15 protein-coding genes and 1 tRNA gene are annotated in these 14,187 nt (G+C 70.5%); 9 read left to right on the top strand and 7 right to left on the bottom strand.

What is annotated here, in order from left to right; all coding sequences use genetic code 11:
* Positions 1–804, bottom strand: a complete 804-nt coding sequence (gene thiD / locus H5368_RS04785) for a bifunctional hydroxymethylpyrimidine kinase/phosphomethylpyrimidine kinase (RefSeq protein ID WP_182821872.1) — start codon at positions 802–804, stop codon at positions 1–3.
* Positions 805–874: 70 nt separating this feature from the next.
* On the opposite strand from thiD, the gene H5368_RS04780 reads away from it, so the two are divergent.
* Positions 875–2,545 carry a SulP family inorganic anion transporter gene (locus H5368_RS04780; RefSeq protein ID WP_182821871.1) on the top strand — a complete coding sequence of 557 codons (1,671 nt, stop codon included), beginning with the start codon at positions 875–877 and terminating at the stop codon, positions 2,543–2,545.
* 72 nt (positions 2,546–2,617) lie between these two features.
* Here the strand turns inward: H5368_RS04780 and H5368_RS04775 are convergent, their stop codons facing one another.
* The 3 genes from H5368_RS04775 to H5368_RS04765 form a co-directional block, all read right to left on the bottom strand.
* Positions 2,618–4,021 (bottom strand): PhoH family protein, encoded by a 1,404-nt coding sequence (locus tag H5368_RS04775; RefSeq protein ID WP_182823760.1) that lies wholly within the window; start codon positions 4,019–4,021, stop codon positions 2,618–2,620.
* Between the two features lie 108 nt (positions 4,022–4,129).
* A complete protein-coding gene (locus tag H5368_RS04770; RefSeq protein WP_182821870.1) occupies positions 4,130–4,609 on the bottom strand; it encodes a peroxiredoxin in 480 nt (159 codons plus the stop codon).
* A 22-nt stretch (positions 4,610–4,631) separates the two neighbouring features.
* Positions 4,632–5,327, bottom strand: a complete 696-nt coding sequence (locus H5368_RS04765) for a glycine cleavage system protein R (protein ID WP_255486348.1) — start codon at positions 5,325–5,327, stop codon at positions 4,632–4,634.
* A gap of 66 nt (positions 5,328–5,393) precedes the next feature.
* Between H5368_RS04765 and dapA the strand changes: the two genes are divergently transcribed.
* Positions 5,394–6,305, top strand: a complete 912-nt coding sequence (gene dapA / locus H5368_RS04760) for a 4-hydroxy-tetrahydrodipicolinate synthase (RefSeq protein WP_182821867.1) — start codon at positions 5,394–5,396, stop codon at positions 6,303–6,305.
* A 22-nt stretch (positions 6,306–6,327) separates the two neighbouring features.
* Positions 6,328–6,846: a hypothetical protein gene (locus H5368_RS04755; protein WP_182821865.1), complete on the top strand. Its 519-nt coding sequence runs from the start codon at positions 6,328–6,330 to the stop codon at positions 6,844–6,846.
* Positions 6,847–6,862: 16 nt separating this feature from the next.
* On the opposite strand, the gene fdxA is transcribed toward H5368_RS04755, so the two are convergent.
* Positions 6,863–7,186 carry a ferredoxin FdxA gene (gene fdxA, locus H5368_RS04750; protein WP_182821863.1) on the bottom strand — a complete coding sequence of 108 codons (324 nt, stop codon included), beginning with the start codon at positions 7,184–7,186 and terminating at the stop codon, positions 6,863–6,865.
* Between the two features lie 124 nt (positions 7,187–7,310).
* A tRNA-Glu gene (locus H5368_RS04745) sits at positions 7,311–7,386 on the bottom strand.
* A 137-nt stretch (positions 7,387–7,523) separates the two neighbouring features.
* On the opposite strand from H5368_RS04745, the gene pcnB reads away from it, so the two are divergent.
* The 6 genes from pcnB (at position 7,524) to pgi (ending at position 13,080) form a co-directional block, all read left to right on the top strand.
* The gene (gene pcnB / locus H5368_RS04740; protein ID WP_182821860.1) at positions 7,524–8,843 is read left to right on the top strand and encodes a polynucleotide adenylyltransferase PcnB; all 1,320 of its coding nucleotides are present in this window, start codon (positions 7,524–7,526) and stop codon (positions 8,841–8,843) included.
* On the top strand, positions 8,840–9,361 hold the full coding sequence (gene folK, locus H5368_RS04735; RefSeq protein ID WP_182821858.1) for a 2-amino-4-hydroxy-6-hydroxymethyldihydropteridine diphosphokinase: 522 nt from the start codon (positions 8,840–8,842) through the stop codon (positions 9,359–9,361). Before pcnB ends, folK begins: the two co-directional genes overlap by 4 nt.
* Positions 9,362–9,402: 41 nt before the next feature.
* Positions 9,403–10,218: a 3-methyl-2-oxobutanoate hydroxymethyltransferase gene (gene panB / locus H5368_RS04730; protein WP_182821856.1), complete on the top strand. Its 816-nt coding sequence runs from the start codon at positions 9,403–9,405 to the stop codon at positions 10,216–10,218.
* Positions 10,219–10,233: 15 nt separating this feature from the next.
* On the top strand, positions 10,234–11,088 hold the full coding sequence (panC, locus tag H5368_RS04725) for a pantoate--beta-alanine ligase (protein ID WP_182821854.1): 855 nt from the start codon (positions 10,234–10,236) through the stop codon (positions 11,086–11,088).
* Between the two features lie 92 nt (positions 11,089–11,180).
* Positions 11,181–11,561: an aspartate 1-decarboxylase gene (gene panD, locus H5368_RS04720; protein WP_182821852.1), complete on the top strand. Its 381-nt coding sequence runs from the start codon at positions 11,181–11,183 to the stop codon at positions 11,559–11,561.
* 4 nt (positions 11,562–11,565) lie between these two features.
* Positions 11,566–13,080: a glucose-6-phosphate isomerase gene (pgi, locus tag H5368_RS04715; RefSeq protein WP_182821850.1), complete on the top strand. Its 1,515-nt coding sequence runs from the start codon at positions 11,566–11,568 to the stop codon at positions 13,078–13,080.
* Here pgi and queG read toward each other — a convergent pair.
* Positions 13,064–14,179 (bottom strand): tRNA epoxyqueuosine(34) reductase QueG, encoded by a 1,116-nt coding sequence (gene queG / locus H5368_RS04710; RefSeq protein WP_182823758.1) that lies wholly within the window; start codon positions 14,177–14,179, stop codon positions 13,064–13,066. The two genes, pgi and queG, sit on opposite strands and share 17 nt — an antisense overlap.
* Positions 14,180–14,187: the final 8 nt, after the last annotated feature.

Here is a 14,187-nt window from a genome sequence, read left to right as displayed (position 1 = left end):
TCACCGCCGGCGCGCCGCCATGTGGCCAAGCACCAGCACGTCGCTGCGTCCCGGGCGGATGCCGAGCTGCAGCGCACGGTGCACGTAGGCCACGGCCTCGGCACAGGCCGCGGCCATGGGGCGACCGAGGCAGAGGTTCGCCGCGATCGCCGAGGCGAGGGTGCAGCCCGTGCCATGGCCATCGACGTCCATGCGCGGCTGGCGGAACTCGTGGACATCCGCGCCATCCGCCAGCCGGTCGACCACAACGCCGCCTTCGGCGAGGTGCCCGCCCTTCAGCAGCACGGCACGCGCGCCCATCGCGCGCAGCGCCGCAAGCGCGTCGCGCGCGTCCGCCGCGTCCGTGATCGACGCGCCGAGCAGCAGTTCGGCCTCGGGGATGTTCGGTGTCAGCAGGTCCGCCAAGGGCAGCAGGCGCGTGCGCATGGCATCGAGCGCGTCGGCTTCGAGCAGGCGCGCGCCGGAGGTGGCCACCATGACCGGATCGACAACCAGCCATGCTGGCCGGTGCACCTCGAGTGCGTCGGCGACCGCGTGGATCACCTCGGCCGAGGCCAGCATGCCGAGCTTGACCGCGCCGATGTTGAAATCGTCGAAGCAGGCGTCGATCTGCGCGCGCAGGAACGCCACCGGCGGCACGTGCACCGCGGTCACGCCACGCGTGTGCTGCGCGGTGAGCGCGGCGATCGCCGACAGGCCGTGCACGTCGTGCGCGGCGAACGCCTTGAGGTCGGCCTGGATGCCGGCGCCGCCGCCGGAGTCGGAGCCGGCGATGGTCAGCGCGGAAACGATGGTCTTGGACATGCGCCTATTGTGCCGGGTCCTCGCTGCCTATGATGGGGAGGTCCCCGATGGAAGCCGAGGCCCCCACCGCATGATCGCCGCAGTCGAAGCCTGGCGCGCCGGCCTGTTCAAGCGCGAGCGCTGGCTCGCCGACATCACCGCGGGCATCGTGGTGGGCATCGTCGCCCTGCCGCTGGCGATGGCGTTCGCGATCGCCAGCGGCGTCAAGCCGGAGCAGGGCCTGTACACCGCGATCATCGCGGGCGCGGCGGTGGCGCTGTTCGGCGGTACCCGCATCCAGGTGGCCGGCCCAACCGGCGCCTTCGTGGTCATCCTCGCCGGCGTGGTCGCCGAGTTCGGCGTGCAGGGGCTGCTGGTGGCCACGCTGATGGCCGGGGTGATCCTGGTGGTGATGGGGCTTGCGCGGCTTGGCGGGGTGATCCGCTTCATCCCCGATCCGGTGATCGTAGGTTTCACGGCCGGCATCGCGGTGATCATCTGGGTGGGCCAGTGGCAGTACTTCTTCGGGCTTCCGGCACCGGCCGGGGGGGCGTTCTACCACCAGGCCTGGAGCCTGCTGCAGGCGCTGCCCGGGCTGCACCTGCCGACCACGCTGCTGGCGCTGGGCAGCCTGGTGCTGGCGGTGCTGGGCCCGCGGTTGCCGTACCTGGCAAAGGTGCCGGGTCCGCTGCTGGCGATGCTCGCCGCCACCGCGTTCAACGCCGCGTTCGCGCCGGCGGGCGTGGCCACGATCGAATCGGCCTTCGGCGCGATCCCGCGCGAACTGCCGTCGTTCGCCTGGCCGGACATGGACTTCGACACCGTCACGCTGCTGCTGCCGGCGGCGTTCACCATCGCCATGCTCGGCGCGATCGAATCGCTGTTGTCGGCGGTGATCGCCGACGGCATGGGCGGCACCCGCCACGACTCCAACCAGGAGCTGGTGGGGCAGGGCATCGCCAACATCCTGTCGCCGCTGTTCGGCGGCATCGCCGCCACCGGCGCACTGGCGCGCACCGCCACCAACCACCGCAACGGCGCCACCGGACCGCTCGCCGCGATGGTGCACTCGATCACCCTGCTGCTGGTGCTGGTGGTCCTCGCCCCCTACGCGGGCAAGGTGCCACTGTGCGCGCTGGCGGCGATCCTGTTCGTGGTCGCCTGGAACATGAGCGAGGCAGGGCGCTTCCTGCGCATGGCGCGCAGGGCTCCGCGCGCCGACGTGGCAATCCTGCTGGTCACTTTCGCGCTCACCCTGCTGACCGACCTGGTGGTGGCGGTGAACATCGGCGTGATCCTGGCCATGTTCCAGTTCATGCGCCGGATGAGTGCTTCGGTGGAGGTGGTCCAGCACGGGCAGGCAAGCCTGCAGCAGGAGCTCGCCCTGGCCGGCATGGAGGCGCTGCCCGAGGACGTCCTGGTGTACGCGATCGAGGGACCGTTCTTCTTCGGTTCCGTCGACTCGCTGCAGCGTGCCCTGTCGTGGTCGCGCATCGCGCCAAGCCATGTCGTGCTGCGGCTCGAGCGCGTGCCCTTCATGGACGCCACCGGCCTGAAGCGCCTCGAATCGACGATCGCCGGCCTGCGCGCGCGCGGCATCCAGGTGCTGCTGAGCGGCGCCAACCTCGCCGTCCTGCGCAAGCTGGTTCGCGCCGACATCATCCGTCGCGACGACCCCGCCAGCTACTTCAAGGATCTCGCGTCCGCGCTGCGCCATGCGCAGGCCGCACGCACGAGCGACAAGGCGTCGCAGGACGAGTGACCGCACGCCCGGGGTCTTCCCCCGCGGGCGCGGAGGGAAGACGTGGCTGGTTGCCGTCCCGCGGCGACGCCCTTACAGCACCTCGGACGCGTAATCCGCCAGGCGCGAGCGCTCGCCGCGGCGCAGCGTCACGTGCGCGCTGTGCGCCCAGTGCTTGAAGCGATCCACCGCGTAGGTCAGGCCCGAGGTGGTTTCGGTGAGGTAGGGCGTATCGATCTGCTCCACGTTGCCCAGGCATACGATCTTGGTGCCCGGGCCCGCGCGCGTGATCAATGTCTTCATCTGCTTGGGGGTCAGGTTCTGCGCCTCGTCGAGGATCAGCCAGCGATCGAGCAGGGTGCGCCCGCGCATGAAGTTCATCGAGCGGATCTTGATGCGCGACGCCAGCAGGTCGTTGGTGGCCGCGCGGCCCCAGCTGCCGCCTTCCTTGTTGTGCGGCATCAGCACTTCCAGGTTGTCGGTGAGCGCGCCCATCCACGGCGTCATTTTTTCTTCTTCGGTACCCGGCAGGAAGCCGATGTCCTCGCCGACGCTGATGGTGGCGCGCGTCATGATGATCTCGCGGTAGCGCTGCGCATCCATCGTCTGCGCCAGGCCCGCCGCGAGCGCCAGCAAGGTCTTGCCGGTGCCGGCGGTGCCGAGCAGGGTGACGAAATCGATCTCCGGGTCCATCAGCGCGTTCAGCGCGAAGTTCTGTTCGCGGTTGCGCGCCACGATGCCCCACACCGCATGCTGGTGGCTGCGGTAGTCGTCGACGATCTGCAGCGTGACGCGGTCGCCTTCCACTTTCGCCACGCGCAGCTCGGCATCCTCGTCGCCGGGCAGGTACAGGTACTGGTTGGGGTACCAGTCGTCCTCGTCGCTGCGGCGCAGCTCGTAGTAGGTGCGGCCCTTTTCGGTCCAGGACTTCAGGTCCTTGCCATGCCGCTGCCAGAAATCGTCCGGCAGCGCGGTGGCGCCGGTGTAGAGCAGGCTGAAATCATCGAGCGCGCGGTCGTTCTCGTAGTCCTCGCTGGCGAGTCCCGCGATCGCCGCCTTGATGCGCAGGTTGATGTCCTTGGAGACGAACACCACCGGGTGGTCGGGCTCCGCGCGGCGCAGGTCGAGGATCGCGCCGAGGATGCGGTTGTCCGGCCCGGCCACCGCGAACGAGCCGGCATCCTCCCTGGGCGCGGTGGTCTGGAAGCGCAGGCAGCCGGAGCTGCCGGTGCCGCGCAGCTGCAGCCCGCCGGGGCGCTCCAGCCTGAGACCGGAGGCGATGCGGTCGGCGCCCTGCGCCTCGATCAGTTCGTTGATGAAGCGGCTGGCCTGGCGTGCGTTGCGGCTCGCCTCCGTCGTGCCCTTCTTGCCGTTGTCGAGCTCCTCGATGACCTGCATCGGCAGGTAGACGTCATGCTCCTCGAACTTGAACAGCGCGGTCGGGTCGTGCATCAGCACGTTGGTGTCGAGCACGTATATCAGCTTCGCGTCTGTGATCATCAGGACTCCAGTCCCGTCAGTGGAAGATGGCAAACGGATGCGCGCGGCGGCAGGCCGGCGGGGTGTGCGCGGGAGGGCGGGGACGCCGTGCTGCGCGGGGGCGGCTCACCTGGAGCGCGCGTCCTTCAGGGCGTCGAGCACGGCCTGGGCGTGGCCCGGCACGCGCACCTTGCGCCAGGCGCGATGGATGCGGCCGGCGGGATCAAGCAGGAACGTGCTGCGCTCGATGCCGAGCACCTTGCGGCCGTACATGTTCTTTTCGCGGATCACGTCGAAGGCGCGGCACAGGGCCTCGTCGGCATCGCTGACCAGCGGGAAGCGGAAGCCCTGCTTCGCGCAGAAGTTGTCGTGCGACTTCACCGTGTCGCGCGAGACGCCAAGCACGTCGGCGTCCAGCGCATGGAAATCGGCGAGCAGGACGTTGAAGTCCAGGCCCTCGGTGGTGCAGCCGGGCGTGGCGTCCTTGGGATAGAAGTACAGCACCAGCCAGCGGCCCGCATGCGCATCGAGCGTGGTCGTGCTGCCACCGGAGAGCTGCAGCGGAAGCTTGCGCGTGGCGCGGTCGATCGTGTCGTTCTCGTTCATCGGTCTGCTTTCGGCGCCCGCGTCAGAACTTCATCGGATCCATGATGGCGTCGAGGTTGAGGTGGTCGCAGAACTCGAGGAAGTCGTCGCGCAGCGCGGCGATGTGCATGTCGGCCGGCACGCCGATGGTGATCTGCGCCGAGAACATGTCGGCGCCGGTCTGCATGGCGCGGTAGCGCGAACAGTGCAGGCTTTCGATGGTGATGTTCTGGTGGTCGAAGAAATCCGCCAGCTGGAACAGGATCCCCGGCTTGTCCGACGCCACCACTTCGACGATGTACGGCAGCAGGTTGGACTGGATGGGCTTGGGGCCGGTGCGGTACCAGACCAGCTTCAGGTCTTCCTCGCGCTCCAGCCGCGAAAGCATGGCCTCGAGCTTGGCGACCGCGTCCCAGGAGCCGGTGGCCAGCGCGGTCACCGAGACATCGCGGCCAACGGTCGACAGGCGCGTGTCGACCAGGTTGCAGCCGCTGTCGGCAATGCGTCGCGACACCGCCAGCAGCGGCGAGCGGGGATGCGTCGTGTAGGCGTTGATCAGCAGGTGGTTTTCGGTCGGCGCGGGCCGGGCGGTGGTGTCGGTGTCGGTCAAGGCGGGTTCCACGGGAGCGGCGATGGCGAAGGAGACCCGGGGAGCCGCTTCCCGCCGGGGCCTGAACGCAGGCTCCGCGGGCGCCCGGAGGCTGTGGCCAGCATACTTGCCCGCGCTTCGAGGCCGCAAGTAAGATCGACCCCGCCGCGCGCATACTTGCGCCGCGTTCCGCACGTTTCCCCTCGAAGGCCCAGCTTGCATCTTTCCGGCAGCATCACCGCGCTGGTGACTCCCTTCACGGCGTCCGGCGACCTTGACCTCGACGCCTGGCAGCGCCTGATCGCCGCGCAGCTGGCGGCGGGCACCCAGGCGCTCGTGGTCGCCGGTTCCACCGGCGAGGCCGCGGCGCTGACCGACGACGAATACGAGACCCTGCTGCGTGCCGCCGTGGTGCAGGTGGCGGGGCATGTGCCGGTGTTGGCCGGCACCGGGCAGTCGGCCACCGCGCGCACCATTGCGCAGACGCGTCGCGCCGCCACGTGTGGCGCCGATGCGGCGCTGGTGGTCACGCCGCCCTACGTGCGGCCCACCCAGGCCGGCCTGCTGGCGCATTACCGCGCCGTGGCCGACGACGGCGCGCTGCCGGTGGTGCTGTACAACGTGCCGCCGCGCACCGGCTGCGACATGCTGCCGGCCACCGTTGCCGGGCTGGCCACGCATCCGGCCATCATCGGCATCAAGGAAGCGCGCGGCGACGCCGACCGCATGCAGGCGTTGCTGAGCCTGCGCGGCCCGGGCTTCAGCATCCTCAGCGGCGACGATCCCACGGCCGTGCGTGACATGCTGGCCGGCGCAGATGGCGTGGTGTCGGTGGCGTCCAACGCCGCGCCCGCGGCGTTCCGCCTGCTGTGCGACCTGGCCCGCAGCGGCGATGCCGTGGCGGCCGCCGCGCTCAATGCGCGGCTGGGCGAGACGGTCGCGTTCTGCGGGGTGGAATCCAACCCGATCCCGGTCAAGGCGCTGCTCGCAAGGCGCGGCCTCGGCCATCGCGACGGCATCCGCCTGCCGCTGCTGCCGCTGTCCCATGCCCATGCCGCCGCGGCCGACGGCATCGCCGCCGGCCTCGAGGCCCTCGAACAATCCTGCCGCGACCAGCTCGCGGCCTGAACCGCTTTCCCAGGAGACCGTCATGCCGCTTTCCCGCACAGCCCTTCGCTCGACCACCGTCGCCGCGCTCGCCGTCGTACTGGTCGCCACCACCGGCTGCAGCTGGTTCCGCAAGGACAGCGCCCTGTTCACGCCGAGCCCAGAGAACCGTCCGCTGGAAGTGCCGCCGGATCTCGACCGCCCCGACACCAGCTCGGCGCTGCGCATGCCCGAGGCCGGCGGCGTGAGCCGCTCGAGCATGTCGGCCCCGGCGGCCGCCATGGCCGCGGCCAGCAACGGCTTCACCGTGGCCGCCGAGCGCGACGCGGTGTTCCAGCGCGTCGAAGGCCTGCTGCAGGGCATCGACGGCGTCACCGTGGTCAGCAAGGCGCAGCTGCTTGGCACCTATGACATCGATTACGCCGACAGCAAGTTCCTGGTGCGCGTGACCAAGGTCGATGGCGGCACCTATGTCTCCGCGGTCGATCCGCGCGGGCTGGCCGCCACCGGCGAAGGCGCGGTCAAGGTGATCGCGGCGTTGAAGGCAGGCCTGGCGCCGTAAGCGCGGCAGGCGTTGCTCAGCGCTCGAGCAGCGGCAGCTTGTTCGGCTTGCCTTCCCATTCCTTGGCGTCGGGCGGGCCGTCCTTGCGGGTGGTGATCACCGGCCACTCCTTGGACAGCTCGGCGTTCAGCGCGAGAAAGCCTTCCTGCCCCGCGGGCACGTCGTCCTCGGGATAGATCGCGCCGATCGGGCACTCCGGTTCGCACAGCGTGCAGTCGATGCACTCGTCGGGGTCGATCACCAGGAAGTTTGGTCCTTCGTGGAAACAGTCGACCGGGCACACCTCGACGCAGTCGGTGTACTTGCACTTGATGCAGTTTTCGGTGACGACGAAGGGCATGGCGCGGGCAGGGTCCGTTGCAGGCCGGCCATTGTAGCGCCAGCAGGCAGGCCGCTGGCGGCGCGTGGCCGTCGCGCAAAAAGACAGGGCCCGCATCCGTCGCCGGTTGCGGGCCCTGTTGGATTGGTGCTCCCTACGGGATTCGAACCCGTGTTTTAGCCTTGAGAGGGCCACGTCCTGGGCCTCTAGACGAAGGGAGCTGGATGTTGCATCGCCGACCGTAAGGGCGGCACCGGTTGGACGACCGGCCCCACGACAGCGTCGTCAACGCAGCGTGGCTTGCTAGTATAACCAGCTGCGGGAGCTGTTTGGCAGCCCCACCCTGAACTTTTTACAGATGCCCAACGACATAACCATCGACTCCCCAGTCCTGCGGATCATCCCCCGCGACCAGCACTGCATTTCCCGCAAGGGCATCAGTCCCAACGCCCTGCGCGTCCTCTACCGCCTGCGCGAATCCGGCCACGACGCCTACCTGGTGGGTGGCGCGGTCAGGGACCTGCTGGTGGGCGGCAATCCCAAGGATTTCGACCTCGCCACCAGCGCCACGCCGGACGAGGTACGCGCGCTGTTCCGCAACTGCCGCGTGATCGGCCGCCGCTTCCGCCTGGCGCACGTGGTGTTCGGCCGCGAGATCATCGAGGTCGCCACCTTCCGCGCCAACGTCGACGACGGCAGCGGCGACCGCCAGACGCACGAAGGCGGCCGGCTGCTGCGCGACAACGTGTACGGCAGCGTCGAGGACGACGCGATCCGCCGCGACTTCACCGCCAACGCGCTGTACTACACGATCGACGACTTCTCGGTGCGCGACTACGTGGGCGGTTTCGAGGACGTGCAGAACCGCGTGCTCAGGCTGATCGGTGATCCGGAGACCCGCTATCGCGAGGATCCGGTGCGCATGCTGCGCGCGGTGCGCCTGGCGGCCAAGCTCGACTTCCGCATCGACGACGCCACCGCGGCGCCGCTGCATGCACTGGCGCCGCTGCTGGCCGAGGCCGCGCCGGCGCGGCTGTTCGAGGAATGCCTGAAGATGTTCCTGTCCGGCCACGCGGTCGCGAGTTTCGAAGGCCTCGAGCGCCACGGCCTGCTGCGCGCGCTGCTGCCCGAAAGCGCCGCGGCGCTGGCCGCGAACCGCAGCGGCGCGCTGCGCCGCGTGCTGATCGAAGGCCTGCGCGGCACCGATGCGCGGGTGGCGGCCGACGAGCCGGTATCGCCTTCGTTCCTGTTCGCGCTGCTGCTGTGGCCGGCCTATTGCCGCACCCTGATGAGCCTGCAGGCGCAGGACGTGCACGCCGCCGATGCCCAGCGCCGCGCCGCCGACCGCGTCACCGTGCACCAGCTGGAGGCGATCGCATTGCCGCGCCGCTTCTCGGTGCCGATGCAGGAGATCTGGCTGATGCAGTCGCGGTTCGGACAGCGCCAGCGCAAGCGCGTGACGCGCATGATCGCGCACCCGCGCTTCCGCGCCGCGTTTGATTTCCTGCTGGCCAGGCAGGCGGCGTCCGACGACCACGCCGAGGACATCGCGTTCTGGCGCGAGGCCCAGCTCGATCCCGACAACGCGATCGCCATCAGCTCTGCGTTCGAGGCCGACGACGAGGCCGCGCCGCCGCGCCGCCGCCGCCGCCGACCGCGTCCCGCGCAGGCGGGATGACCGCGCCGGCCGTCATCGCGGCCGTCGGCCTGGGAGGCAACGTCGGCGACGTGCGCCACGCGCTGGCGTCGGCGCTGGCGGCGCTTGACGCATTGCCCGGCACGCGGCTGCTGCGTGCTTCGCGGTGCTACCGCACGCCGGCCTGGGGCATGCAGGCGCAGCCCGATTTCATCAACGCCGCCGCCACGCTGCAGACCACGCTCGCGCCGCGCGCGCTGCTCGACGCACTGCTGGCGATCGAGCGCGACCACGGCCGCGAGCGCGCGGCCGACGGCAGCCGCTGGGGTCCGCGCACGCTGGACCTCGACCTGCTGGTGCACGCCACCGCGGTGGTGGAGGTGCCCGGACTCGTGCTGCCGCACCCGCAGATGCACCTGCGCGCCTTCGTGCTGGTGCCGCTGGCGGAGATCGCGCCGGACCTGGACGTGCCCGGCCACGGCTCGGTGCGCGCGCTGCTGGCCGAGGTGGACGCCAGTGGCGTGGTGGCGCTGGAGCCGGGGCATGCGGCGTCGGCGTAACATGGCCATCTCCCCTGGTTTCCGGTTGCAGCACTCCATCCATGGCCACCACTGAACAACGCCGTCCGATGACGGTGCCCGGACTTGCCGACGCGCGTCGCGCGGGCCGCAAGCTGACGATGCTGACCGCTTATGACGCGGGCTTCGCGCGCGTGTTCGACGCCGCCGGCATCGACCTCATCCTGATCGGCGATTCGCTGGGCATGGTGGTGCAGGGGCGCGATTCGACGCTGCCGGTGACCGTCGACGACATCACCTACCACACCGCCTGCGTCGCGCGCGTGGTGCGCCACGCGCTGCTGGTCTCCGACCTGCCGTTCCAGGCCGACGCCACGCCCGAGCGCGCGCTGGATGCGTCCACGCGCCTGCTGCAGGCTGGCGCGCAGATGGTCAAGCTGGAAGGCGCCGACCACAAGCTGGATGTGATCCGTTTCCTCACCGAGCGCGAGATCCCGGTCTCCGCGCACCTCGGCCTGACGCCGCAGTCGGTGCTGCGCTTTGGCGGTTTCAAGGTGCAGGGCCGCGACGATGCCGCCGCCGCCAAGCTGCGCGCCGACGCCCGCGCCGTGGTCGATGCCGGCGCCACGCTGGTGGTGCTGGAGGGCGTGCCGTCCCCGCTCGCCGCCGACATCACCCGCGACAGCGCCGCGCCCACGATCGGTATCGGCGCCGGCCCGCACTGCGACGGCCAGGTGCTGGTGATGCATGATTTCCTGGGCCTCGATTCCGGCCATCGCCGCCCGAAGTTCGTGAAGGACTTCCTTGCCGAGGGCGGTTCGGTCGAGGGCGCCGCGCGCGCCTACATCGCCGCCGTACAGGACGGCAGTTTCCCCGACGCCGCGCACTCGTACGCCTAAGGGCAGCGCAGGCACGTGACCGAAGTCGCCACCACGCTTGAGGTGCTGCGCGCACGCGTCGCCGGTTGGCGTCGCGAGGGCCTGCGCGTCGGACTGGTGCCGACCATGGGCAACCTGCATGAAGGCCATCATTCGCTGGTGCGGCTGGTGCGTGCACGCGCCGACCGCGTGGTGGCGAGCGTGTTCGTCAATCCCACCCAGTTCGGACCCGACGAGGACTACGCGCAGTATCCGCGCACGCCCGAAGCCGACGTGGCCGGGCTCGAGGCCGCCGGCTGCGACCTTGCCTGGATGCCGTCGGTGGAGCTGATGTATCCGCTGGGCCTGGCGCGTGCGGTGCGCGTGCAGGTGCCGGGCATCACCGACGTGCTGGATGGCGCGCACCGCCCCGGGCATTTCGACGGCGTGTGCACGGTGGTCGCGCGGCTGTTCAACCAGGTGCAGCCCGACGTCGCGGCGTTCGGCCGCAAGGACTACCAGCAGCTTGCGGTGATCCGGCACATGGTGCGCGACCTCGCGTTCCCGGTGGAGCTGCTGCCGGCACCGATCGTGCGCGAAGCCGACGGCCTGGCGCGCAGTTCGCGCAACCAGTACCTCGCCGCCGGCGAGCGCACGCTGGCCCCGTCGATCCACCGCAGCCTGCTGGCGATGCGCGATGCGCTGCGCGGCGGCATGCCGTGGCGCGAGGTCGAAGCGTTTGGTGGCGCGCAACTGGCGGCGGCCGGGTTCCAGGTCGACTACGCCGTGGTGCGTACCCCGTTGCTGGCCGAGCCGGGCAGCGAACAGGGCGGCGAACGCGTCGTGCTGGTGGCGGCACGCCTGGGGCGGACGCGGCTGATCGACAACCTGGAATTCAGCCTCGACGCGTGAACGGCCTGACCCGGGCGTTGGCGGGTGGTCAGGCCGTCATCTTGTAGAATCCGCGCATTCCCACCCCTGGACGGCCCCACGGCCCGACGCCCATGCTCCTCACGCTCCTCAAAGCCAAGATCCACCGCGCCACCGTCACCCACGCCGAGCTGCATTACGAAGGCTCCTGCGCGATCGACGGCCGCCTGCTCGACCTCGCCGGCATCCGCGAGTACGAGCGCATCGAGATTTACAACATCAACAACGGCAAGCGTTTCGCGACCTACGCGATCCGTGGCGAGGAAGGCAGCGGCATCATTTCCGTCAACGGGGCCGCCGCGCACCAGGCCGAGACCGGCGACCTGGTGATCATCTGCGCCTACGGCGCCTGCGACGAAGCCGAAGCGGCGGCGTTCAAGCCGAGCCTGGTGTACGTCGACCGGCAGAACCGCATGACGCATACCAACGACGCCATCCCCGCACAGGCCGCCTGAGGGGATGGCCGGCGAAGCGCTGGTCCGCCAACTCCTGGCCCACGCGGAGCGTCTCGCGCCGGCATGCATCGCCGGCCTGGTCGCCGGCGAACCCGGCCGCGCCGCGGCGCTCGCCCTGCGCGTCGGGCCGCTGTACGCCAGCTTCGCGCGCCAGCGCCTCGATGCTCCCACCCTCGCCACGCTTGGCGCGCTGGCCGGCCACGTACGGCTGTCGCTGGCGCTGCGGGCACTCGTCGACGGCGCCACCGTCAACGCCACCGAAGACCGCCCGGCGCTGCATACCGCGCTGCGTTCGGCGATCGGCCGCGGCGACGTGGCGCGTGACGCGCACGCTGCCGCGATGGCTGCACGTGGACGGATGGCGGCGCTCGCCGCCGGCCTGCGCGACTCGGGCGTCACCGACATCATCAACGTCGGCATCGGTGGTTCCGACCTCGGGCCGCGGCTGGTGGTGGATGCGCTGAAGGACCTGCATGACGGCCGCTTCCGCATCCATTTCGTCAGCAACGTCGACGGCAGCGAGATCCAGCACGTGCTGCGCGGGCTGGACCCGGCGCGCACTGCGGCGATCCTGGTGTCGAAGAGTTTCAGCACCCAGGAGACGCTGCTCAACGGCGCGGTGATCCGCGACTGGCTGGGCGGCGGCGAACGCCTGTACGCGGTGAGCGCGAACGTCGCGCGCGCCGAAGCCTTCGGCGTGGACCCGTCGCGCGTGCTGCCGATGTGGGACTGGGTGGGTGGCCGCTATTCGCTGTGGTCGCCGGTCGGGTTCGCGATCGCGCTGGCGGTCGGGATGGATGGTTTCAACGCCCTGCTGGCCGGTGCCGCGGAAATGGACGCGCACGCGGTCGAGGCGCCGCTGGACGCCAACCTGCCGATCCGCCATGCGCTGGTCGCGGTCTGGAACCGCAACGCGCTCGGCCTGCCGACGCAGGCGGTGCTGCCCTACGACCAGCGCCTCGCGCTGCTGCCGGCCTACCTGCAGCAACTGGTGATGGAAAGCCTGGGCAAGTCGGTGCGCGCGGATGGGCAACCCCCGGGCGTGGCCACGGTGCCGGTGCTGTGGGGCGCGGCCGGCACCGGCGCGCAGCACAGCTTCTTCCAGGCACTGCACCAGGGCACCGACGTCGTGCCGGCGGATTTCATCGGCGTGGTGCGCCCGGCGCATCCGTATCGCGAACACCACGAAGTACTGCTCGCCAACCTCCTGGCGCAGGCCGAGGCGCTGGCCAACGGCCATGTCGACGCCGACCCGCACAAGGCCCACGCCGGCAACCGGCCGTCCACGCTGCTGCTGCTCGATGCCCTGACCCCGCAGGCGCTGGGCGCGCTGCTGGCGATGTACGAACACAGCGTCTACGCGCAGTCGGTGCTGTGGGGCATCAATGCCTTCGACCAGTGGGGCGTGGAGCTGGGCAAGCGCCTGGCCGGGGACGTGCTGCCGGCGCTGCGTGGCGAATCCGCCGCCGCGGACGCGGTCACGCGCGCGCTGGTCGAGGAAATCAGGGCGCGGGAATGAGACGCAGCGGGATCGCCGCCGCCACGCCGCCACGCGCGCCGTGCCGCGCCAGCGCCCACGCGACATGCTCGGCCACCACCGGATCGGCACTGTCACGCCGCGAGGCGAGGGCGACCAGCACGTCCGGCGTGGACGGCGCGTTGCCCAGCGCCACGGCGATGTTGCGCAGCCAGCGCCGGTAGCCGCTGCGGCGCAGCGCGCTGCCTTCGGTGCGCTGCAGGAATTCGCCTTCGGTCCACGCGAACAGTTCGGCCAGCGTCGCCTCGTCCAGGTTGTTGCGCGCACGGAAGTCGGGCTCGTCGCTGCGCCGCGCGAACTTGTTCCAGGGACACACCAGCTGGCAGTCGTCGCAGCCGAAGATGCGGTTGCCGATCAGCGGCCGCAGTGCTTCGTCGATCGCGCCCTCGTGTTCGATGGTCAGGTAGCTGATGCAGCGCCGCGCGTCGAGCTGGTTTGGCGCCACGATCGCCTGCGTCGGGCAGATCTCCATGCAGCGCACGCAGCTGCCGCAGTGCGCGGTCGCCGGTGCATCGGCGGGCAGCGCAAGGTCGAGGTAGATCTCGCCCAGGAAGAACCAGGAGCCGCCGTCGCGATCGATCAGGCAGGTGTGCTTGCCGATCCAGCCGAGGCCGGCATTGCGCGCCAGGGCGCGTTCGAGCACCGGGGCGGAATCGACGAATACGCGATGGCCGAACGGGCCGACTTCGGCGGCGATCCGGTCGGCCAGCGCTTGCAGGCGGTTGCGCATCAGCTTGTGGTAATCACGCCCCAGCGCGTAGCGCGCGACATAGGCGCGCGTGCCGTCGGCAAGCGTCGCCCAGGCTTCCTGGTCGTCGCGGCGACCGTAGTCCAGGCCCACCGACAGCACGCTCACCGTGCCGGGCAGGAGGTCGGCGGGCCGCGAGCGCTTGTCGCCGTGGCGCGCCATCCAGTCCATCGAACCGTGGAAGCCGCGCGCCAGCCAGTCGCGCAGGTGGCCTTCGTCGGCGCCGAGCTCGATGCCGGAGATGCCGCAGCGCTGGAAGCCTGCTTCGCGCACCAGGTCGCGGATGCGCGTGGCGAGCGCCAGCAGGTCCGGTGCGGAGGCGGTCGCCTCGATGTGCGCGG

The sequence above is a fragment of the Luteimonas sp. MC1782 genome, assembly GCF_014164605.1.
In the GTDB taxonomy this organism is placed as follows: Bacteria; Pseudomonadota; Gammaproteobacteria; order Xanthomonadales; family Xanthomonadaceae; genus Luteimonas.
The sequence above is the reverse complement of the archived record's forward strand: the minus strand, read 5'-3'. Positions and strand labels throughout refer to the sequence as shown.